We start from the raw sequence: 20425 nt of genomic DNA on the forward strand, positions 1-20425 counted from the left end.
ATGGCGGGATTCGAACTCGCGACCCCTTGCACCCCATGCAAGTGCGCTACCAGGCTGCGCTACATTCCGTGTCGATGGGATGAATTATAGGGAGGAAAAACAGCCTCCCCTGGGAAAACGCGCACTTTTTTCAAAAAAGTCTCAAATACACGTAGCGAGCTGTCTGCCAGCGCCCTTTGTAGGAAGGGCAAGCCCATGCGCCTGCTCGCTCTGGATTGCACAATATATGCACCCCGCGATGTCAGGCAGCCTGCGATGAAACGGCGAGCGCCCAGGCTTCGATTAGACCGGGTCTACTAGGAATGACTGTTATTCCTGAGATGCCCATCCATCAGCACTCACTCACCGGCAACTGGCGTGCCCTGGTCGCTCCGCATGGCAATATCGATAGCACCAAGGCGGTGCACACAAGTGGTTTCCCTGGGTCCTTGAGGTAAAAAAACCACTGTCATATCACTGAAAAGATGATTTCATCGGCATCCGCGGAACTGCAGAGCAAGCTGTATACAAACCCCCGCTATATTTCAAAACGTAAATCCAATATCTAACTCGAGAGGACACTCATGAAGACTGCTTTTATCGCCATGGCTGCCGCCCTGGCCTGCTCCGGCGCCGCTTTTGCCCAGAGCAATGTGCAACTGACGGGCCTGGCCGATATGTATGCCGGCTCCGTCAAGATGGCCGGACAGGATCGCAAGGGCGTTGTCGGCTCCGGCGGCATGACCACTTCCTGGTGGGGCCTGAAGGGTACGGAAGACCTGGGCGGCGGCCTGAAGGTCGATTTCAACCTCACCGCCTTCATGCGCATGGACACGGGTGAACCCGGCCGCTTCCCCGGCGATACCTTTTTCTCGCGTGACGCCAATATCGGCCTGAACGGTAATTTCGGCCGCATCGGCCTGGGCCGCGACAAGGCGCCCAACTTCCTGCCCACCATTCTGACCAACCCCTTTGGCGATTCCTTCACCATCTCGCCTCTGGTCCTGCACGCAAACACACCCACCGCAGCCTGGGGCGGTGCCCGCCTGACCACGCCTGCCGACACCGGCTGGAGCAATATGCTGGTCTACACGACGCCTAACTTCGGCGGTCTGACTGCCAATGTCTACTACCAGTTCGGCGAGCAATCGACTCCTGGCGACAAGAGCAAGAAGAACGTCGGCGTGAACGCCCTGTACTTCAACGGTCCTCTGAGCCTGACGGCCTTCTACGAGCGCGACCAGATCACCAACCCAGGCAGCGGCACGGTCATGCCCACCAAGAGCGACTGGATGGTCGGCGGCAGCTACAACTTCAATGTCGTGAAGCTCTACGCCACCTACGGCCAGGCCAAGGTCAAGGATCTGGACAGCAAGAGCAAGACCTACTCGTTGGGTCTGGACATTCCGATCTCCGGCACACCCGGCACTATGAAGGCAGCCGTGGCCCGCACCAAGTACGAAGCAGCCACCGACGCCACCCGCACCACGGCAACCCTGGGCTACGACCACTTTCTGTCCAAGCGCACCGACGTCTACACCGCTCTGATGTATGACCGCGTGAGCGATGCCAATCCCAAGACCGGCACCAGCCTGATCGCCGGTATCCGTCACCGCTTCTAAGCAGCAGGATCAAGCGGGCCTGCTGCTCGCTCGTCCACAAAAAAGCGAGGCCCTGGCCTCGCTTTTTTATATCCAATCCGGCGGCCAGACTGTTCACTTGGGCCCGGATGTCTCCAGAAGCTTCAGCCGACGCTGCAACTGCGCCTGTTGCTCCGCATCGCCGCCCTGCTGCGCGGCCTTGAGCTGCAGCAGCAGCCAGGCCATCAAAGGCCTGCGCCAGCCTTGCTCCGAAGCGGTATCGACGCCTTGCTGCAACAAGGCAGGCACAGCAGCTCCGCCACGCAGCAGCACGCCCGCTGCTACCAGTCTCGACAGCGGATCCTTGATCTCAGCCACAGCGGCAACACCTGAGCCGCCGCCGAGCAGCTGCCGTGCCACGGCACGCTGCGCCTCGGGCAAAAGCTCTGTGTCGCCCGCTTGCGGACGGGCCTGCAGATAGCGAGCATAGGCTTGCTCTTGCTGACTCGCATCCTGCGCCAGCGCCTCATAGTCAGGACAGGCATTCCAGTCCAGGCTGGCCACCTGCGCTGCGCACCGCATCAACTCCAGCTTGGCGGCCTGTGCGGGTTGGCCGGTGCCGGCCACGGCATCTCGCGCCTTCTGCCACTGCAGCGCCTCCACACGCTGCTGTCCCTGCAAATAGGCCTGCGACGCTTTTTGCGCCGCTGCTTCGGCGCTCAAAGCCCAATCCGGTGCCGGGGTTTGGTTGCCACAGGCCGAAATCGCTATGACAGATATAGCAGCCATCACTCTCCCATATTGGCCTAGAGTCTGTTTTTGTTTGATTTTTTGCTTCATGGCAGCTTCAACTCCGGCTTGTGGGAAAACGGCCATTTGCGCTGCAGATCGTTGAGCACGGATTCCAGCCTCAGCAGATTGCTTTCCACCTCGGCGCGCAATGCGCCCAGATCGGTCGAAGCCTCGCGGGCATTGCTGCCCACCACCTGCATATCGGCCAGCACGGCATCGACCTTGGCCATGCTTTTGCGCGTGTCGGCCAGCAAACCGTTGAGCTGCTCCATGGTTGCCTTGACCTGAGGCATGACGCCATTCGAATCAAAGACCTGGCTGTCGGCACGCGCCACCATTCGGTCCATGCGCCCGAGCAGGGAGTTGGCGTGCTCCAGCATCTGGCCGACCTTCTTCGCTTCCTCGTCGCTGCCCAGTACCGCCCCCAAAACGCCACCTTGCCCCTGCATGCGCTCGGCCAGCTTGCGCACTTCGGCCAGCGATCCGCCCAATGCCGAATCTGTGGCGGTCAGAGCTGCCACATTGGCAAGTACCTCCTTGGCGGAACTGATGATCTGAGGCAGCTCTGCCGTGGCATCACCGCTGAGCACGGGCCGCACGGAGTCCGGCGGTAGCGGTGCATCGCCCAGCATGCCGGTATAAGCCTTGATGGTAGTGCCGCCCACCAGTCCCTTGACCAAGGTGAACACGCTGGACTGGCGCAGCCAGTGGGCATCCTTTTCGGTCACATCGACCAGAATGCGAACCGAGCCGTCCTCGGCCAGTTCTATCCTGCGCACGCGGCCTATAGGAAAGCCCGAGAACGTCATATCCATACCCACGACCACGCCTTCGGAGTCATCGGCCGTCAGCACCAGACGCTGCGTAGGCTCGAATACACCGCGCGCGTAGAGCAGATAAGCGGCCGCACTCAGAATCAGGACCAGGGTCAGCGCCAGCAGCGCGGCTGCCTTGGCGCGCAGATGCGCGACGGGTTTGAGGCTGAGCAACTCCTCATCGATCAGTTGCTCCTCGGCCATCCGCGTTTCGCTCATGGCTCCATCCTTTTCAGTAATAGTTGCCCATGAGCGAGATCACCTCGATCAGGAGCAACACGGCAAACATGCGTGCGAAGCCACCCAGCTCAGCCCCGCCCTGCCTGTGCCGCGCAACAGGCGTATACATGGCGGATGCCAGTGGCATGACAGCCACCGTGAGGCTGAAAAACCAGGTCTTGAGCACGAACACCAGCGTCAGCGACGGCGTGAAGATCTGGCCAAAAATGCGCGTGTAAGCGGCAAATCCGGCAAGACTGAAGCCGTAGACGCTCAGATACACGGTGACCAAGGCCACGATGCAGCTGAGCGCAGCCAGCGTGACGGCCGCAAACACCCCCGCGGCAGCCCGCGGCACAAGCGCCGCACGGGCAGGGTCAATGCCTTGCGTCTTCCACTTCGCGAGCTGGCCCTGCATACGCATCTGCACCACCTGCACACCGGCCGGAATGGTGCAGCGCATGGCCACAAACAGTGCGGCCGTCAGCGGTATCAGCTCGATTACCATCACACGCACCACCAGATCCAACGCATAGCGCGACAGGCCATAACTTTGTGCGGTAACAATGACGATGCGCGAAATCACCGCACACAGCAGAGCTGCCAGCGCGGTGAAGCCCGTGAGTATGGGCGCGGTCTGCGAATACATCTGCTGGGCCAATATGGCCCGCCCCCGCTTCTGATAGCTCGACGGCGAGCCGACCAGCACCAGCAGCACGGCGGTCAGATAAATGCTGCGCCACCACGCCAGGGCCTGCGCGCCCAGCGCGGCCCAGATCCGCCCCGGCAGCTTGATGGTGGTTTCACTCCAGCTCATGCAGGAATGATAGCGTCCACTTCAGGGTGCAGGTGCAGGCGCAGCCGCCGCTGTTGCAGTCTGTCAGACATGGCGCTTTGCCGCAGCGCTGCCCTGCAGGCCTTCGGGCAGGGGCTCGTCAGCCTGGGCATGCAGGGCTTCGATGATGTGGCAGAAGCTGTCCGAGCCGTCGCACTGGCTGCGCAGCTTCATCAACTCGTGCTCCAGCGCCTGCAGCTCGGCCAGCCGCTCGCGCACATGACCCAGATGGGCGTCCAGGGTCTTGTTGGCAGCCACACAATCGGCCTTGCGTGCACCATCGAGCGCCAGCAGGGTTCGTACCTCATCGAGCGACATATCCATGGCCCGGCACAGCCGGATAAAGCGCAGACGGTGCACATCGCCATCGGTATAGAGCCGGTACTGGTTGTCCTCACGCACGCTAGGCGAGAGCAGTTGCTCCTTCTCGTAATAGCGGATATTGGCCGCAGCGATGCCGGAACGCTTGGCTGCCTCGCCAATACGCCAGCGCGGAATATCGTGCGAATTGAGGGACATGCTTGACCTTGAAGTGACTTTATTGTTTTCAATACTGCCATGAAGCAAGAACGACTGTCCACCCACGCCCATGGCGGCGGCCACAATGGTCATTCACATGATCACGATCATGCACATCCGCATGAACATGTGCCCGCCACTGCGAAACCCATTGCCGCCACGGCCACATCGGCCTGCGGAACCGGCTGCTGCGCCCCGTTTTCCATCAGCGAGCCGGCCAAGAGCCAAGCTCACGATGAGAGTGACGGTCATGACCATGCTCACGACCACGGCGTCCTGCCCGGCTGGCCGCGCATCTACGCCGCTCTGGCGGCGGCTCTGGCGGCCGAGGCCTGCCACTGGTTTGGCGGCGACGGTGCTAACTCGACGCTTCAATACCTGGGCATGGCACTGGCTGTGCTGGGTATAGCGCTGTCGGGTCTGGGGGTCTACAAGGCCGGTCTCAAGGATCTGCTGCGCTTCAGGCTCGGGATTCATGCACTGATGGCCGTGGCTGTCACGGGCGCCTTCATCATCGGCCAGTGGCCCGAAGCCGCAATGGTCATGGCACTTTATGCGGCAGCCGAGCGCATCGAAGACCAGGCCATGGACAAGGCTCGCCTGGCCATCCGCAATCTGCTGCAGCTGGCGCCCGAGACCGCCGATGTGCTGCAACCCGACGGCAGCACCCAGCGCATGGCCGCCAGCGAGGTGCCTCTGGGCGCCGTGCTGCGCGTGATGCCCGGTGCCCGTGTCCCGCTTGACGGCCTGGTCACCGCGGGCGAAAGCTCGGTCAACCAGGCCCCCATCACCGGCGAGAGTGCGCTGGCGCACAAAGGCCCGGGCGATGAGCTGTATGCGGGCTCCATCAACCAGGATGGCGAGCTGCAGCTGCGCGTGACCGCGCCGGCCAGCGACAGCCTGATTGCACGCATCGTCCATGCCGTGGAGCAGGCCCAATCCTCCAAGGCCCCCACTCAGCGGTTTGTCGACCGCTTCGCCGAGATCTATACCCCCATCGTTCTGGTGCTGGCGATTGCCCTGGGCCTGCTCGCGCCCTGGCTGCTGGACTGGAGCTGGCATCAGGCCGCCTACCAGGCCTTGGCCCTGCTGGTCATCGCCTGCCCCTGTGCCCTGGTGCTGTCCACCCCCGTCACCGTAGTCAGTGCGCTCACGGCTGCAGCCAAGCGCGGCATTCTCATCAAGGGCGGCAGCGCACTGGAGTCGGCCCGACAGCTCAAAGCCATTGCACTCGACAAAACCGGCACGCTGACCACAGGCTCGCCCAAGCTGGTGGACTGGCAGAGCTGGAATGCGGCGAGCGGCGATGACGCCGCTACGCGTGCCTATGCGCTGGCATCGCGCTCCGACCACCCGGTATCGCGCGCGATTGCCCAGGGGCTGGAGGCTCAGGTCGGCAAGAACTTTGCCGAAGCACAGCAATTGCAGGCCCTGCCCGGCCGCGGCGTGCAGGCCCAGATCGGCGCTGAACGCTGGACGCTGGCCAATCTGCGCTGGGTGGGCGAGCAAGGCTGGGACAGTGCCGAACTCCAGGCCGCGCTGATGCTGCAGGAGCAGCAGGGCCGCACCGTCACCCTGCTGGCCAATGAGCAGGGCGTGCAGGCGCTGTTTGCCGTGGCCGACCCGCTGCGCCCGCAGGCCAAGGCGGCCGTGGCTCAACTGCAGGCGCTCGGCGTCAAGCCCATTGTGCTCAGCGGCGACAACAGCGCCACCGTGCGCACGGTGGCCGCAGAAGCAGGCATCAGCGATGCACGCGGCAATATGCTGCCTGAGGACAAGCTCAAGACCCTGAGCGAGTTGCAGCGCGACATCGGCCCCACGGCCATGACGGGCGACGGCATCAACGACGCGCCGGCGCTGGCCCAGGCAGACATAGGCTTTGCCATGGGCGGCATGCATGCCACCGACATGGCCATGGAGACTGCCGATGTGGTGCTCATGAACGACGACCTGCGCCGCATTCCCGAGGTGGTCGATCTCTCGCAGCGCGCGCACAGCGTGCTCTGGCAGAACATCAGCCTGGCCCTGGGCATCAAGCTGGCCTTCTTCATTCTGGCCGTCAGCGGCAATGCCAGCATGTGGCTGGCCGTGCTGGCCGATATGGGCGTGAGCCTGCTGGTGGTCGCCAATGGCCTGCGCCTGCGCCATTGGGGTAACAGAGCCAAAAATGCATGAAATACGCCCTTGCCCCTCGATGGGCAAGCGCAAGCAGCTATCTAATTTGCGATTTGCTGCACCGGGCGGGGAACTAAACCCCGCCCTTCGCTATCATTCAGCCCATGCGTCGCTTTTTCTCCTTGTTCCTGGTTTTGCTGCTGGCCCTGCGCGGCCTGGCAGGCGATGCCATGGCCATGGAGCAGAACACCGACCAGTCCCATCACATGGGACATGCGCTGGTGCAGATGCCAAGCCTGGACGAAGTGGCCGCCATGGCAGCCGCTGCGCACCACGCGCATGCAAGCCTCGTGGCCGACGCACAGCCGCATCACGACATGGCCGCGCCCCACAAGGCAGGCCCCGCCGGGGCTGTCAGATCCAGCGCCAATGCAGCCGACAGCGACTGCCACCAGCATGAAGGCCATTGCACGGCCTGCGGCATCTGCCACTCGACGCTGGCCAACCCTGAGTTGCTGACGCTTCACTCCAGCCTCCCCCTGGCCGCCCATCCGGCCCATGGTGCCGCGCGCTTTGCCAGTGCCGCGCCTTCCGAACTCGTCAAACCACCGATTTCTGCGCTCTGACACCCTAGGTGCGTCCGCTTTTTGATAGCTGCCATCGCGCTTGCTGTCTAGGCTTGAGCCGTAAAACGCTCAAAACTGCGGTCCTTCTCCCGGTTTTAGACGACAGGAATCCTCTATGCGCCAAGCGCATCCTCTTTCTTTGACAGCCATGGCTTTGCTCATGGCTAGTGTCAGCCTGCCGGTCCTGGCCCAGCCGTCCGCGCAGACTCTCCCGGTGGCCCAGTCCCCAGTCAGCAGTCACAACGTTTTCGACCCCGCCGCTCCCACGCTGGCGCTGCAGCACCAGCCGCTTGCCGCCAGCGCTGCCATCGTCGCCCAGCCCGGTGACTGGAAAGCCGCCAATGCTGCGGTGAGCGAGTTCCCGCGCGGCCATGGCGATGTGCTCAGGTGGGAGAAATCCCAGGGCAATGCCTCCGGCCCAGCCCCGGACAGCGGTGCTTCCGCACATCAGCACCATCACGGAGGCCAGCCATGAAGCGCCTTGCATTCAAGGCCGCGCCATTGCTCGCCGCAATGTCACTCACACTCGTGCTGGCCGGCTGCGCCAGCATCTCGCCTGACGGACTGCGCGGCGACGTGGCCAGACATACCGAAGGCAGACTGCCTGCGGGCGCACAGCTGCCTTCGCCGGATGCCCAGGCCCTGCAGGATGCACAGACCCAGATTGCCGACTGGCTCAAAACCCCTGTCGATGCCGACACCGCCGTGCGCATCGCCCTGCTCAACAACCCCGGTCTGCAGGCCCAGCTGGCGCAGCTCGGCATTGCCGACGCGCAGCGCGTGCAGGTCCTGACCCTGCCCAACCCCAGCTTTACCTTCGGCCGCTTTCGCAACGGCCACGAGCGCGAGATCGAGCGCCAGCTCAGCTTTGGCCTGGTGCAGCTCATCACCCTGCCCTGGCGCAGCCGCTGGCAGGGCTGGCAGATGGAGCAGGCCACGCTGACGGCCGCCCAGCAGGTGCTGCTGCTGGCCTCCGATACACGCCGCGCGTGGCTGCGCGCCGTGGCAGCCGAGCAAGCCCTGGCCGCCAACGAACGCATGCATGAGGCTGCAGCCCTGGGCGGCGAGCTGGCCCGCCGCATGGCCCAGGTCGGCAACTTCAGCAAGATGGACCAAGCCAGAGAGCTGGCCCAACAGCAGCAGGCCGCCGCCCAGCTGGCACGCGCGCGTCTGAACGCCCAGCTGGAACGTGAGCAGCTGGCCCGCCGCATGGGTCTTTGGGGGCAGCAACTGACCTACAAGCTGCCCGCCCAGCTGCCCGCCCTGCCGAAAGCAGCCGAATTGCGCAGCGGCGATGACGCAGAGGCCACGGCGCTGCGCCAGCGGCTGGATCTGGGCGCGCTGCGCCGCGACCTGGATGTGACCGCCGGACGCCAGGGCTGGGCCACGATTGGCACCATCTTTGGCGATATCGGCGCCAGCTACAGCAACAACACCAGTACTGAACGCGCCACCGGCCACAGCGACAAGACCCAGGGCTGGGAGTTCGACGTGCCGCTGCCGCTGTTTGACTGGGGCTTTGCCGCGCGCGGCATGGCACGCAACCAGGTGCTGCGCAGCGCATCGCTGCTGCGCGGCAACGCCATACGCGCACGCAGCGAAGCCCGCAGCAACTGGCTGGCCTACCGCACGGCTTACGACCTGGCCCAGCAACAGCAGGCCGAGGTTCTGCCCTTGGCCAAGCTGATGCAGGAAGAAACCGTCTACCGCTACAACGGCATGTTCATGAGTGTGTGGCAACTGTTGGCCCAGGCCCGCAGCACCACCCAGGCCGTGGTGACCGCCACCGAGGCCCAGCGCGATTTCTGGCTGGCCGAGACCGATCTGCGCCTGGCCCTGACAGGCACGTCACCAGGAACCGCCCCCACCGTCAACACCAGCGCAGCGCCCGCTGCCAGCAACGAAGCAGGTCACTGATATGCAACGCCGATCCTTTTTCACCGGCGCTGCCACTGCAGTGGCAGCCGCCACAACTTCAATGGCCGTCAGCCGGGTTGCCATGGCGGCCCTGCCCGAGCCCGTCATGCAAGGCAGCGCCGACACGGCTGCGCCTTTGACGCCGCCCAACGGTCGCCCCTACCAGGGCGTGGTCACGCTCAACGGCTGGACCACGCCCTGGCGCATGAATGCGGGCGTCAAGGAGTTCCACCTCGTGGCCGAGCCCGTGGTGCGCGAGGTGGCGCCCGGCTTTTTCGTCAATATGTGGGGCTACAACGGCCAGTCGCCGGGCCCCACGATCGAGGTGGTGGAAGGCGACAAGGTGCGCATCTTCGTCACCAACCGCCTGCCCGAGAGCACCACCATCCACTGGCATGGCCAGCGTCTGCCCAATGGCATGGACGGTGTGGGCGGCCTGAACCAACCCCATATCCCGCCAGGCAAGACCTTCGTCTACGAGTTCGAGGCGCGCCGCCCCGGCACCTTCATGTACCACCCGCATTCGGATGAGATGGTGCAGATGGCCATGGGCATGATGGGCTTGTGGATCACCCACCCCAAGACAGCCCACCCGCTGATCGACAAGGTGCAGCGCGACTATGCCTTCCTGCTCAGCGCCTATGCGGTCGAGCCCGGCACCATGACGCCGCGCATCAACGAGATGACGGACTTCAATATCTGGACCTTCAACAGCCGCGCCTTCCCCGCCATCAGCCCGCTGGTGGCTCGTCAGGGTGACAAGGTGCGCATTCGCGTGGGCAATCTGACCATGACCAACCACCCCATCCATATTCACGGCCACGAGTTCGAGGTCACGGGCACCGACGGCGGCCCCGTGCCAAAGACCGCCCGCTGGCCCGAGGTGACTACGGATGTGGCCGTGGGCCAGATGCGCCAGGTGGAATTCATTGCCGACGAACCCGGCGACTGGGCTTTCCACTGCCACAAGAGCCACCACACCATGGGTGCCATGGGTCACGACGTGCCCACCATGATCGGCGTGGACCACCGCGGCCTGGTGGGCAAGATCCAGAAGATCGTGCCCGACTACATGCTGATGGGCGAGCGCGGCATGGGCGATATGGGCGCCATGGAAATGCCTCTGCCCGACAACACCTTCCCCATGATGACCGGCCAGGGCCCTTACGGCCCTATCGAAATGGGCGGGATGTTCACCAGCTTCAAGGTGCGCAAAAACCTGGGGGCCAATGACTACGGCGATCCTGGCTGGTACCAACAGCCCAAGGGTACCCGTGCCTATGAATGGCAAGGCACACCTTTCGATGCCAAGGCCCCCCGCCAGGCCACGCCCGGCACCGCTCCCGGTGCCGCCACCGTACGCAAACCCGAAACCGGCCCCGCCACGGGTGCTCACCCCCAGCACTGACGCCAGGAGACTCCCATGAAGATTATTCATTTCATAGCTGCCTGCGCTTTGGCAGCAAGCACCAGCGCTAGTTTTGCGCATGGAAACAACGCCCATACCAGCGGTCCCGTGATCAAGGAGCAAAAGCCCTGGGGCATTGCAGCCGAGGGCAGGGACGCCCAGCGCACCATCACCATCCAGATGACGGACGACATGCGCTTCAACCCCAGTCATTTCAGCGTGAAAAAGGGCGAGACCCTGCGCCTGCGCGTGGTCAACAAAGGCCGTCTTATGCATGAGATGGTGCTGGGCACCCGGGCATCGCTTGATGAGCACGCGCAGATGATGCTCAAGTACCCCGGCATGGAGCATGCCGAACCCTATATGGCCCATGTCGCCGCAGGCCAGACCGAAGACATGGTCTGGAGCTTCAACCGCGCAGGTGATTTCGACTTCGCCTGCCTGATCGCCGGCCACTACCAGGCCGGCATGACAGGGCGTATCACCGTCACCGAATAACGCACGAAAGGAATTCCCGATGACAAGAACCAACCGCCGCCAGGCCCTGCATCTGCTGGCCGCCGCTGCTGGCATGGCAGCGCTGCCAGCAATGGCGGCTGCTCCCGCCAAAATTTCCATGGAGGTCTGGAAAGACCCGAACTGCGGCTGCTGCAAGGACTGGATTGCCCTGATGGAGCAGGCTGGCTTCGCCGTCAAAGTGCACGACGTGGGCAACAACGCCGTACGCGCCAAGCTGGGCCTGCCTGGCCGCCTGGGTTCCTGCCATACCGCCCTGGTGGGCGGATATCTGGTCGAAGGCCATGTGCCTGCCGCCGACGTGCACAAGCTGCTGAAGCAAAAGCCCAAGGCGCTGGGCATCTCCGTACCGGGCATGCCCATTGGCAGCCCCGGCATGGACGGCCCCGAATACGGTGGCCGCAAAGACCCCTATGACGTGCTGCTGGTCACCAAGAACCTCATGAACAGCGATGTCAGCACCTCCGTCTTCACCAGCTATCGCGGCTGACCCCGGCAATTCAGGAAAACATGATGAAAAACCTCTTTCACACCACTTTGGCAGCGCTGAGCCTCGGCATTGCACTGGCAGCCCCCGCTATCGCACAGGATCACTCGGCGCACGCAGGCCATGGGGCGATGGCCGATGCTTCGGCAACCTCATCGGCTGGCCAGACCGATGTGCTGACCGCCGGTGAAATCACCCGTGTGGATGCCCGCACAGGCAAGTTGACGATTCGCCATGAAGAAATCAAGAACCTGGACATGCCCCCCATGACCATGGTGTTTGCGCTGTCAGGCTCGGCACAGCCAGCCTCTTTCAAGGCCGGCGACAAGGTGCTGTTCCATGCCGAGGACAAGGATGGATCACTGATCATCACCCGCATCCAACCTGCGTCCTGATGCGGTCTTGCGGCTGAGACGATGACGATGCCATACGACCATGGCATCGTCATCCTGTCACCGCCCCGTGGGCGGTGCGTCGGCATAGCGTGCCACACGCTCCAGCAGATCCCCAGGCACATCACGAGCGCTCTGCACCAGCAGATCATGGGCATTGCGACCCTGAGCGTCTCTTCGTCGAAGATCGACCCCGGCCGACCAGAACCAGCGCACAGCCTCCCACGCGCCATGCTCCACGGCCAACAGATACGGGGTGCGGCCTTTGTCATCCCCGGTCTTGTCGAGATCGGCCCCTGCTTGCCGCAGCACTTGCAGCATCTCTGTGCGCCCGTTGAAGGCCGCCCAAGCGGTGGCCGTCATGCCCGTTTCCAGGCTCACCTGATCCAGCGGACTGCCATGCTCCACCAGCCATTGGGCTACGGCATCGTTGCCGCAATTAAGGGCCGTGATCAGCGCATTGAGGCCTGTGCTCTTTTGCACATAGGCGATATCGTCACCGTCCTTCAGGCGCAGCTCCAGCGCCGTGATATCGCCGTTTTCAGCGGCCTTGAGCAGTTTCATCGTCATCTCAGTACATCCATTTCCGGACTAGCGCCTGCCCGAAGCGCTCTGCCAGCAGCGCTTCGGCCTGCTCATCGCCATCGTCCCGGCCCTGGGCCACGGCATGGCTGCGGCATAGTGACATCATGGCCAGCGCGTCCAAATAGTCGCTCACATCGTCAAACATACGCGTCAGCAGCGGCGCGCTGTCATGGTCCAGATACCAGACTGCACCGTCCTTGCGGCTAAAGCACCAGAGATTGCCATTGCCCAGATAATCGCCAAAGGCGACCAGCTCATTCAGTTGCGCCATCAGGGCCTGCGCCTGTTGCGGCGCACTCATTTGCACAATATCGGCGATACCCGGGAAGACGACCTGCACCGGACCGATGGCATCCATATCTGCGTCGGGCGCCATCAAATCAAAGCGCGGGCTCAGCAAGCGCTCGGCCCAATCCAGCACACCCAGTTGCGACAGATAGTCACGCAAGGACTGGGGCAGGCTGCAGCCCAGGCGCCATTCGCACAAGTGCAGCTCGGCCCGGTTGAAGGGCTTGGCTTGGGCAGTCTCTTCGTCCATCCAGGCATGAGCCTGCAGGCCTTGATACCAGTAAGCCAGCCGCTGCTGTGCCGTAGCATTGATCGTCAGCCAATACGGCTCGGGCACATCGGCTTCATCGCACAGCTGCGGCCGTGCAGCAAAGTGCTGGCTGTGACCAAATTCGGCCTGCAGAAACCCGGCCCATGCCTGCGCCTCCGCTGGGCAAGGCCAGTGCATCTGGGCGAGTACCGCCACCGGCATCCACGGCACATAGCCCATACGCTGCGCCTCATTCGCATCGCGCACCACAAAGCGCAAAGCCGGCTGTACCAGCAGACCCGCTGACGGGGATTGATGTGGCGCATTGAGCTGGGCAGCAGCATCGGCAGGCAGATCCACCCAGTCGCTCACCGTCAGCTCGGGCAATGCCTGCACCAGAGCAGGCAGGTCTTTGAAGATTCTCATGCAGGCATTCCGTGCATTGTGTGTTTCCTGTGCATTTCGTGCGCGAGGCTTAGACTGCGCGTCCTATGTTGACGCTAGAACAGTTTCACTCCGGGCTGGCCAATGGTTCACTGGCCCGCGCACACCATATCAGGCTCAGCGATGGGCTGACCGAGTTCCCCGACGCGCTTTATCAGCTGACCGAGACGCTGGAGATCCTTGATCTGTCGGGCAACCGGCTCAGCACCCTGCCCGATGATCTGACGCGCTTTGCACGGCTGCGCATTCTGTTTGCCTCGAACAATCCGTTCGGCGAACTGCCTCGCGTGCTGGGCCGCATGCCGCAACTCGAAATGGTGGGCTTCAAGGCCTGCCGCATCGCGCATGTGCCCGAGGACAGCCTGCCGCCGCGCCTGCGCTGGCTGATTCTCACGGACAACCGCGTGCAGCGGCTGCCCGAATCTATGGGCCGATGCATGCACCTGCAAAAGCTCATGCTGTCATGCAACCGGCTGAATCAGCTGCCCCAGAGCCTGGAACATTGCCAGGCTCTGGAGTTGCTGCGCATTGCAAGCAACCGTTTCGAAGATGCTCCCGAAGTCATCTTCCGGCTGCCACACCTGGCATGGCTGGCGCTGGCAGGTAATCCAATGACTCAAAAACAGGAGCTGGATACCCTTTCAGGGCATTTGGTTGAGCCCATTTTCTATCAAAATTTGCAAATCGCCGGCAAACTGGGCGAAGGCGCCAGCGGCCATATCTACCGCGCGAGCTTCAACGGACAGGAGCTGGCACTCAAGGTTTTCAAGGCCGCCCAGACCAGCGACGGCACGCCACAATCCGAACTGGCGGCAGGCATTGCGGCAGGACAGCACCCTCATCTACTGACGCCGCTGGCGCAGGTTCTGGGTGCTCCTGACGGGCAAACAGCCACGGCCCTGCCCCTACTGGATTCAGCCATGCAGCCGCTGGCTGGGCCGCCAAGCTTCAACAGCTGCACACGTGATGTCTATGACCCCGCACTGCGCCTGCAAAGCGGCCTGTCCCAGCAACTGCTGCAAGGCATACGCTCTGCGATCGCCCACCTGCACGGCCGTGGTCTGCTGCATGGAGATCTGTACGCCCACAATATCCTGTGCAATCTGCAGACCGGGCAGGCCATGCTCAGCGACTTTGGCGCCGCCGCGCTTTTACAGGGCCTGCCCGAAACGCAGCAAGCGCAGCTGCAGCAGATCGAGCTGCGTGCGCTGCGCCATCTGGAGCATGAGGTTCAGGCCCTTGCCGGCTGAGACTTATTGCAAAAATGCGGGCTTGGCATAGCCCGCAAACTTGCTGTCCACCACGCTCTTAAACTCGGCGGACTTGTAGGCTGCCGCCAGATCCTTGGCCCATTGCGCATCCTTGTCCCTGGTCTTGACGGCCACGATGTTCAGATAATGCTCAGGCGTCTTTTCCAGCAGCACCGAATCCGAAAGCTTCAGGCCCGAGGAAATCGCAAAGTTGCCGTTGATGATGGCGTACTGCGCATCATCGAGCGCACGCGGCAGATGAGCCGCATCCAGGGGCACGAGCTTGATCTTCTTGGGATTGGAGGCCAGATCCAGCTCGGAGACGCGCAGCGGGTTCACGCCTTCCTTGAGCTTGACCAGCCCCGCCTGCTGCAGCAGCAGAATGCCCCGCGCCAGATTGCTGGCATCGTTGGGCAGGGCGATGCGATCGCCCTCCTTCAGCTCGGCCAGGCTCTTGCGCTGCTTGCTGTAGACACCCATGGGCGCGATCGGCCCCTGCACCAGGGCCGTCAGATCGAGCTTGCGGTCGCCCTTGAACTGATTGAAATACACCTCGTGCTGGAAGAAGTTGGCATCCAGCGAACCGTCGGCCAGGGCCAGATTGGGCTGCACATAGTCGTTGAACTCCACCAGACGCACCTTGTAGCCCTTTTTCTGCAGGATGGGGACGATGCCGTATTGCAGCTGATCAATGTTGGAGCCGGCCGTGCCGCCAATGACCAATTGCTTTTTGCCCGCGTCCTGGGCCGCAGCCGGCAGGGCGCTCATGGCCAGAGCGGCTCCCGCCAGCAAGCTTGTGGCCAGAAGACGGCGGCGGCGGTGCGCTACGGAAAAAAAAGTGGTCATGCTTTGCTCCTCGTTGATGTACTGTGTTTTGATACCAAAGGTCGGACTCTGCATCCATGCAGAGGCCTTTGCAGTATCCAGACCGTGAGAGCAAATTCCAACCAATAAAAACCCATGCTCTTATTTGCTTTTCATCTATAGCCAGCCAATCCACGGGCATGAAAAAAGGGCCGCATTGCGGCCCTTGGCGTCTTCAGTCCAGCCGATCACTTCAGGAAAGCAGGCTTGGAGTAGCCGGGGAACTGGCTGTCCACCACGGCCTTGAACTCGGGCGAGCGGTAGGCTGCGGACAGGTCCTTGGCCCATTGGCTGTTTTCGTTGCCGGTCTTCACGGCCACCACGTTCAGGTAAAGATCGGGAGTCTTTTCCAGCACCACGGCTTCGCTCAGCTTCAGGCCCGAGGAAACGGCAAAGTTGCCATTGACCACCACATAGTCAGCGTCTTCCAGCACGCGGGGCAACTGGGCAGCCTCCAGAGCCACAAACTTGAGCTTGTGTGGATTGGCGGCCAGATCCAGCTCGGAGATGCGAGCCGGGTTCACCCCTTCCTTGACCTTGACGAGTCCAGCCTGCTGCAACACCAGCAATGCACGGGCCAGGTTGCTGGGGTCATTGGGCAGAGCCACCTTGGCTCCGCTCTTGATATCGGCCAGAGACTTGTGCTTTTTGCTGTACACGCCCATGGGTGCCACCGGTCCCTGGGCAATCGCGCTCAGCGCCAGCTTGCGATCCGTGGTGAACTGATCGAAATAGGCACGGTGCTGAAAGAAGTTGGCATCCAGCGAACCGTCGGACAGCGCCAGATTGGGCTGAACATAATCATTGAACTCGATCAACTTGACCTGGTAGCCCTTTTTCTGCAGCTGAGGCACTATGCCTTTTTGCAGCAGGTCATAGTTGGAGCCGGCGGTGGCACCGATCAGCAGGTTCTTCTTGGCTGGATCCTGCGCCAAAGCAGGCACACCGGCAGTCGCCAGCAATGCGACTGCGGCAGTGGCCAGAACAGCACGACGGCTGGCGGCAAAAGAAAAATGGGCAGACATGGATCACTCCTTGAATTTGATGCGCGTGAGCGGCACGGTTCTCATTTGTTTACCGGGCTGCAACAATGTGAGCAAGTATGAACCTTACACGCGCAAACCCTAAAGAATAAAAAACCATCTGTTTATCCATAAAGACATATAAAGAATGCAAAGAGGACTGACATGAGCGTTTTTTCAACGTTTCAGGATCTGCTTGCACACGAAGGCCATATCGGCCGTGTGCAGGGCATTTCCGTCGGCCATTTCAGCGACTCGCGCCGCCCCACGGGCTGCACCGCCGTGCTGTGCCCTCTGGGTGCCGTGGGCGGTGTGGATGTGCGCGGCGCAGCCCCCGGCACGCGCGAAACCGATTTGCTGCACCCCAGCAATCTGGTGCAGGAGGTCCACGGCATCATGCTGGCCGGCGGCAGCGCCTGGGGGCTGGACGCGGCCACAGGGGCCGTGCGCTGGCTGGAAGAGCAAGGCGCGGGCCTGAATATCGGCGTGGGCCGCATTCCGCTGGTGCCCGCCGCCGTTCTGTTTGACGTGATGATGGGCGATATGCGCATACGCCCTGATGCCACAGCCGGCTATACAGCCAGCCGCAATGCGGGGTCTGACTCCGGCACCAAGCGCCCCGCCGAGGGCAGCGTAGGCGCCGGCGCGGGCGCCGTGGTAGGCAAAGTCTTCGGCCATGAACGCGCCATGAAGGGCGGCATAGGCACGGCCAGTTTTACCGTCGATGGCGTCACCGTGGGAGCCATCATTGCCTGCAATGCGCTGGGCGATGTATTCAACCCCTTCAACGGCGAGTTGCTGGCCGGGGCACGCACGACAGACGGCCTGCAATTGCGTGGCACCCGCGACGCCTTGCTGGCAGGCGAGGAGCCCAGGCCGGTTCTGGCCGGAAGCAACACCACGATTGGCATCGTAGCGACCGACGCCATCATCAGCAAGGCCCAGGCCCATCGCCTGGCCGTGGTAGCCCATGACGGCCTGGCACGTGCCATTAACCCCGTGCATACCATGAGCGATGGCGACAGCCTGTTTGCCCTTGGTACGGCGTGCAGCGGCAAGTCGCTGGGAATGATGACGCTGAGCACATTGGCCGCCGAAGCCGTGGCCGTAGCCACCGCGCGCGCTGTCTTGCTCGCTCAATCGGTGCGGATCGAAGGCCAGGCAACGCTGCCTAGCTATCAGGATCTACAGGCAAGAAGTTAGGCAATCGCCTCAAGGCGCCGCAACTGCCCCTGCGTCAGCAATTTGTCGCGCATGCGGCGCGTCATGGACTGGGTGCTTCCGTCTTCGGCGGTAAACAGAAACAGGCTTTGTTGCGGGCTGACCCAGGTCAGTTTGGTGCGCAGTTGCTGGCGCTCGTTGCACAGCTCCACCCAGGTCCCCAAAGGCCATTCAGCAACATCTGCAGGCTTGCTCTGCCCCATGGGTGCGTGCGTCGGCATAGGAGCATAAACAACTGCTTCAGGCTCGCCCAATGGAGCACTTACTGTCTTTTGCGGCGCTGTGGTCTTGAAGACAGGTCCTGAGGAATGGGTTGCGGCCTGAGGCTGCGGCTCTCGCATCACGGCCACTGATGGTAGTTCCTCGACTCTGTCGGTCAGTACCGGCAAGGTGATATCCAGTCCGGCACGCACGGTTTCTGAGGCACCATCCAGACCCGCCAGCACGCTGGGCAGTTCACCGAGCACATCCGCCCTGGCAAATTCGTCAGAGCCGGACCGGCCTGCGGCCTCGGCCGCATCCAGTACCCGCTGCTGAAGGCTTCCCAGTCGGGCCGCCAGTGCGGCGATTTCGACATCCGTGCGGCCCACGCTGCGCAAGCCTCGCGCCAGACGGCGCTGCAACCTGGGCGCTATGGCCACCAATCGCGTTACATCCTGAGCGGCCTGCGGCGACACGCTCCATAGCAGGCTGGGCACCAGCGCCAGATAGCCACCCGGATCGCGCTCCTGCCCTGGTTCAGCCAGCTGCTGTGTCTGGGCAATCACACCGGCCCAAGGGCCGGTCACAAAATCCAGAATATCTTCAGGCACCCCCTTGGCACTGGGCAAGCTGCGAATCATCTGCGCCAGCTGCAGGGCATCGGGCTTGATCTGCTCGATGGCGCCCACGATCTGACGATCGACCAGCCCCAGCGCCGAGCTCATCAGCCCTTGTCGCGTGGAATGCTCGACTTCGGTATGCTGGCTCAGAGGCGCAACGCGGCTCATACGACCTTCCGGCGGCCACTGCTCGCGCACAAATTGCAGCACTTGGGCAAACACATGCGCATTTGCCTGCCCAGCACTAGCCAACTGGTTCGCCGCAGCCTCCGCCACGGTGATGAAGTGAGAAAATCCCAGAGCAGATTCGCTGGCGAACCAGAGGCTGCGAGCCGTCAACTCATCGAGCAACTGCCGTGCCGGGTGCAAGCGATCTTCAAAGAAAGCACCGTCTTGCGCCACCAACTGGCTCAACATGGGTTCAAGCCGCAACAAGACCCGCTGCACCGGCAGCAGCAGGCGGCCGTCGCTGGTCATATGACTCATCATGCGCTGCAGCGTGCGTATCTGAATCAGAGCACTGGGCGCCTGACTGGGCTGTGGCGCGCGCAATCCCCTCTGAGCACTAGGCACCCATGGTTGCTGCGAAGTCTGCAGCGCATTGGCCGAATACGAAGTCCAGCCCGCCTCCAGCCCCAAGTCTTGCGCAGGCGCAATGGAGGCCGGCTCGGTCGCAGGCCAACCCGCCAGCATGGAGTCTGTCAGCGACTGGGGCACGGTACACCGCGAATCATCAATCCAGCGCAGATCGGAGGCCAACTCCTGCAATAGCCGCAAGGTCAGCAGGCATTGGGGCCGGGTGTCGCCATCCGCCCCATAGCGGGCAGGCTGCACGCCATGCTGGCGCAGCAAATTGGCAGCACGGGAATATTCAGAAGCCAGAATCGAGCCCAGCTGCTGCGACATGAATTCATGCCAGCAATCGGCCACCTCCGTGGCGGGCTGAACAGCCGTCAACGACTGGCTCAAAGCGCGCACATAGTTCTCCAGCCGCAGCGGATTGCACTCTGGCTGAGCGGACTCAAGCCCCTGAGCGCCGCTCATCAACGCATCCAGATCGGCCAGCGCCAGCTCGACCTGGGGCTCGACCATCTGCACCAGCTTGTGCTCGGCCTTGAGCTGACGGCTGGCCGACTCGGCCATGGCCGCCAATGGCAAAAGCCGGCCAGTGACGGTATCCAGCGTCTGTGCAGAAAAGGAAAAGGGTTGGCGCGCTGACAGTACCAGCGCCTCCAGCAAGTTCTGCGGGAAGCTGCTGATCACCGAGGCCCGGTGCTGCTGCAGGTTGTGCAGCGCAGCGCTGAGCACATCGCGCCTTGCACAGTGGAAACCCGTCGCAAGCGATTGCTCTAACGCATATTCGGTGCGCTGCAACAATCGCAGCGCGAATGCATCAGCGCCACGCACCACCTGGACAAGGCAGGTGCGCAGCACGGAAACGGATGCATGTGCGAGGCTCATAGCCCCTAAGAATACCCGC

20 protein-coding genes are annotated in these 20425 nt (G+C 62.7%); 11 read left to right on the top strand and 9 right to left on the bottom strand.

The annotated features are described in order from the left end of the window. Window positions 1-563 precede the first annotated feature (563 nt). Window positions 564-1601 carry a porin gene (locus AC1RTQ_RS23715; protein ID WP_492879372.1) on the top strand — a complete coding sequence of 346 codons (1038 nt, stop codon included), beginning with the start codon at window positions 564-566 and terminating at the stop codon, window positions 1599-1601. 93 nt (window positions 1602-1694) lie between these two features. Here the strand turns inward: AC1RTQ_RS23715 and AC1RTQ_RS23720 are convergent, their stop codons facing one another. The 4 genes from AC1RTQ_RS23720 to AC1RTQ_RS23735 all read right to left on the bottom strand — a co-directional run bounded on the left by AC1RTQ_RS23720 (window position 1695) and on the right by AC1RTQ_RS23735 (window position 4739). Continuing rightward, a complete protein-coding gene (locus AC1RTQ_RS23720) occupies window positions 1695-2399 on the bottom strand; it encodes a hypothetical protein (protein ID WP_492879373.1) in 705 nt (234 codons plus the stop codon). Continuing rightward, on the bottom strand, window positions 2396-3385 hold the full coding sequence (locus AC1RTQ_RS23725) for an MlaD family protein (RefSeq protein ID WP_492879375.1): 990 nt from the start codon (window positions 3383-3385) through the stop codon (window positions 2396-2398). The genes AC1RTQ_RS23720 and AC1RTQ_RS23725 overlap by 4 nt, the downstream gene beginning before the upstream one ends. Before the next feature lie 13 nt (window positions 3386-3398). Further along, window positions 3399-4202 carry an MlaE family ABC transporter permease gene (locus AC1RTQ_RS23730; protein ID WP_492879377.1) on the bottom strand — a complete coding sequence of 268 codons (804 nt, stop codon included), beginning with the start codon at window positions 4200-4202 and terminating at the stop codon, window positions 3399-3401. A gap of 63 nt (window positions 4203-4265) precedes the next feature. Then, window positions 4266-4739: a Cd(II)/Pb(II)-responsive transcriptional regulator gene (locus AC1RTQ_RS23735; protein ID WP_492879379.1), complete on the bottom strand. Its 474-nt coding sequence runs from the start codon at window positions 4737-4739 to the stop codon at window positions 4266-4268. Window positions 4740-4778: 39 nt separating this feature from the next. Here AC1RTQ_RS23735 and AC1RTQ_RS23740 point away from each other — a divergent pair, with 39 nt between their 5' ends. The 8 genes from AC1RTQ_RS23740 to AC1RTQ_RS23775 all read left to right on the top strand — a co-directional run bounded on the left by AC1RTQ_RS23740 (window position 4779) and on the right by AC1RTQ_RS23775 (window position 12203). Then, window positions 4779-6914, top strand: a complete 2136-nt coding sequence (locus AC1RTQ_RS23740) for a heavy metal translocating P-type ATPase (protein WP_492879381.1) — start codon at window positions 4779-4781, stop codon at window positions 6912-6914. Between the two features lie 104 nt (window positions 6915-7018). Further along, window positions 7019-7480 carry a hypothetical protein gene (locus AC1RTQ_RS23745; RefSeq protein WP_492879383.1) on the top strand — a complete coding sequence of 154 codons (462 nt, stop codon included), beginning with the start codon at window positions 7019-7021 and terminating at the stop codon, window positions 7478-7480. A gap of 160 nt (window positions 7481-7640) precedes the next feature. Then, window positions 7641-7955, top strand: a complete 315-nt coding sequence (locus AC1RTQ_RS23750) for a hypothetical protein (RefSeq protein WP_492879385.1) — start codon at window positions 7641-7643, stop codon at window positions 7953-7955. Then, window positions 7952-9397: a TolC family protein gene (locus AC1RTQ_RS23755; protein ID WP_492879387.1), complete on the top strand. Its 1446-nt coding sequence runs from the start codon at window positions 7952-7954 to the stop codon at window positions 9395-9397. Before AC1RTQ_RS23750 ends, AC1RTQ_RS23755 begins: the two co-directional genes overlap by 4 nt. A 1-nt stretch (window position 9398) precedes the next feature. Beyond that, window positions 9399-10805 (top strand): multicopper oxidase family protein, encoded by a 1407-nt coding sequence (locus AC1RTQ_RS23760; protein ID WP_302091556.1) that lies wholly within the window; start codon window positions 9399-9401, stop codon window positions 10803-10805. Window positions 10806-10820: 15 nt separating this feature from the next. After that, a complete protein-coding gene (locus tag AC1RTQ_RS23765; RefSeq protein WP_492879389.1) occupies window positions 10821-11303 on the top strand; it encodes a cupredoxin domain-containing protein in 483 nt (160 codons plus the stop codon). A gap of 19 nt (window positions 11304-11322) precedes the next feature. After that, window positions 11323-11811: a DUF411 domain-containing protein gene (locus AC1RTQ_RS23770; RefSeq protein ID WP_492879391.1), complete on the top strand. Its 489-nt coding sequence runs from the start codon at window positions 11323-11325 to the stop codon at window positions 11809-11811. Window positions 11812-11834: 23 nt separating this feature from the next. After that, window positions 11835-12203, top strand: a complete 369-nt coding sequence (locus AC1RTQ_RS23775) for a copper-binding protein (protein ID WP_492879393.1) — start codon at window positions 11835-11837, stop codon at window positions 12201-12203. Between the two features lie 57 nt (window positions 12204-12260). Here AC1RTQ_RS23775 and AC1RTQ_RS23780 read toward each other — a convergent pair whose 3' ends face one another. Continuing rightward, window positions 12261-12770, bottom strand: a complete 510-nt coding sequence (locus AC1RTQ_RS23780) for an ankyrin repeat domain-containing protein (RefSeq protein WP_492879395.1) — start codon at window positions 12768-12770, stop codon at window positions 12261-12263. 1 nt (window position 12771) lies between these two features. Continuing rightward, window positions 12772-13749 carry an SMI1/KNR4 family protein gene (locus AC1RTQ_RS23785; protein ID WP_492879397.1) on the bottom strand — a complete coding sequence of 326 codons (978 nt, stop codon included), beginning with the start codon at window positions 13747-13749 and terminating at the stop codon, window positions 12772-12774. Window positions 13750-13814: 65 nt separating this feature from the next. Here AC1RTQ_RS23785 and AC1RTQ_RS23790 point away from each other — a divergent pair, with 65 nt between their 5' ends. Beyond that, complete coding sequence (locus AC1RTQ_RS23790; RefSeq protein ID WP_492879399.1) at window positions 13815-15017, top strand: leucine-rich repeat domain-containing protein; 1203 nt, start codon at window positions 13815-13817, stop codon at window positions 15015-15017. Between the two features lie 3 nt (window positions 15018-15020). On the opposite strand, the gene AC1RTQ_RS23795 is transcribed toward AC1RTQ_RS23790, so the two are convergent. Beyond that, the gene (locus tag AC1RTQ_RS23795; protein WP_492879401.1) at window positions 15021-15863 is read right to left on the bottom strand and encodes a MetQ/NlpA family ABC transporter substrate-binding protein; all 843 of its coding nucleotides are present in this window, start codon (window positions 15861-15863) and stop codon (window positions 15021-15023) included. Window positions 15864-16069: 206 nt separating this feature from the next. After that, the gene (locus AC1RTQ_RS23800; protein ID WP_492879403.1) at window positions 16070-16906 is read right to left on the bottom strand and encodes a MetQ/NlpA family ABC transporter substrate-binding protein; all 837 of its coding nucleotides are present in this window, start codon (window positions 16904-16906) and stop codon (window positions 16070-16072) included. 162 nt (window positions 16907-17068) lie between these two features. Here AC1RTQ_RS23800 and AC1RTQ_RS23805 point away from each other — a divergent pair, with 162 nt between their 5' ends. Continuing rightward, a complete protein-coding gene (locus tag AC1RTQ_RS23805; RefSeq protein WP_492879405.1) occupies window positions 17069-18106 on the top strand; it encodes a P1 family peptidase in 1038 nt (345 codons plus the stop codon). On the opposite strand, the gene AC1RTQ_RS23810 is transcribed toward AC1RTQ_RS23805, so the two are convergent. Next, entirely contained in the window at window positions 18103-20406 is a 2304-nt protein-coding gene (locus AC1RTQ_RS23810; RefSeq protein WP_492879407.1) for a DUF1631 family protein, read from the bottom strand. The two genes, AC1RTQ_RS23805 and AC1RTQ_RS23810, sit on opposite strands and share 4 nt — an antisense overlap. Between the last annotated feature and the right edge of the window lie 19 nt (window positions 20407-20425).

The sequence above is a fragment of the Comamonas sp. GW821-FHT11H03 genome (assembly GCF_058807955.1).

Excerpts from the sequence above, each read along its gene's own strand:
- AC1RTQ_RS23765 (WP_492879389.1), top strand. The coding sequence starts at position 10,821 with ATGAAGATTATTCATTTCATAGCTGCCTGCGCTTTGGCAGCAAGCACC.
- AC1RTQ_RS23730 (WP_492879377.1), bottom strand. The coding sequence starts at position 4,202 with ATGAGCTGGAGTGAAACCACCATCAAGCTGCCGGGGCGGATCTGGGCC.
- AC1RTQ_RS23750 (WP_492879385.1), top strand. The coding sequence starts at position 7,641 with ATGGCTAGTGTCAGCCTGCCGGTCCTGGCCCAGCCGTCCGCGCAGACT.
- AC1RTQ_RS23790 (WP_492879399.1), top strand. The coding sequence starts at position 13,815 with ATGTTGACGCTAGAACAGTTTCACTCCGGGCTGGCCAATGGTTCACTG.
- AC1RTQ_RS23800 (WP_492879403.1), bottom strand. The coding sequence starts at position 16,906 with ATGTCTGCCCATTTTTCTTTTGCCGCCAGCCGTCGTGCTGTTCTGGCC.
- AC1RTQ_RS23805 (WP_492879405.1), top strand. The coding sequence starts at position 17,069 with ATGAGCGTTTTTTCAACGTTTCAGGATCTGCTTGCACACGAAGGCCAT.
- AC1RTQ_RS23735 (WP_492879379.1), bottom strand. The coding sequence starts at position 4,739 with ATGTCCCTCAATTCGCACGATATTCCGCGCTGGCGTATTGGCGAGGCA.
- AC1RTQ_RS23720 (WP_492879373.1), bottom strand. The coding sequence starts at position 2,399 with ATGAAGCAAAAAATCAAACAAAAACAGACTCTAGGCCAATATGGGAGA.
- AC1RTQ_RS23810 (WP_492879407.1), bottom strand. The coding sequence starts at position 20,406 with ATGAGCCTCGCACATGCATCCGTTTCCGTGCTGCGCACCTGCCTTGTC.
- AC1RTQ_RS23725 (WP_492879375.1), bottom strand. The coding sequence starts at position 3,385 with ATGAGCGAAACGCGGATGGCCGAGGAGCAACTGATCGATGAGGAGTTG.
- AC1RTQ_RS23740 (WP_492879381.1), top strand. The coding sequence starts at position 4,779 with ATGAAGCAAGAACGACTGTCCACCCACGCCCATGGCGGCGGCCACAAT.
- AC1RTQ_RS23795 (WP_492879401.1), bottom strand. The coding sequence starts at position 15,863 with ATGACCACTTTTTTTTCCGTAGCGCACCGCCGCCGCCGTCTTCTGGCC.
- AC1RTQ_RS23755 (WP_492879387.1), top strand. The coding sequence starts at position 7,952 with ATGAAGCGCCTTGCATTCAAGGCCGCGCCATTGCTCGCCGCAATGTCA.
- AC1RTQ_RS23770 (WP_492879391.1), top strand. The coding sequence starts at position 11,323 with ATGACAAGAACCAACCGCCGCCAGGCCCTGCATCTGCTGGCCGCCGCT.
- AC1RTQ_RS23775 (WP_492879393.1), top strand. The coding sequence starts at position 11,835 with ATGAAAAACCTCTTTCACACCACTTTGGCAGCGCTGAGCCTCGGCATT.
- AC1RTQ_RS23745 (WP_492879383.1), top strand. The coding sequence starts at position 7,019 with ATGCGTCGCTTTTTCTCCTTGTTCCTGGTTTTGCTGCTGGCCCTGCGC.
- AC1RTQ_RS23780 (WP_492879395.1), bottom strand. The coding sequence starts at position 12,770 with ATGACGATGAAACTGCTCAAGGCCGCTGAAAACGGCGATATCACGGCG.
- AC1RTQ_RS23785 (WP_492879397.1), bottom strand. The coding sequence starts at position 13,749 with ATGAGAATCTTCAAAGACCTGCCTGCTCTGGTGCAGGCATTGCCCGAG.
- AC1RTQ_RS23760 (WP_302091556.1), top strand. The coding sequence starts at position 9,399 with ATGCAACGCCGATCCTTTTTCACCGGCGCTGCCACTGCAGTGGCAGCC.
- AC1RTQ_RS23715 (WP_492879372.1), top strand. The coding sequence starts at position 564 with ATGAAGACTGCTTTTATCGCCATGGCTGCCGCCCTGGCCTGCTCCGGC.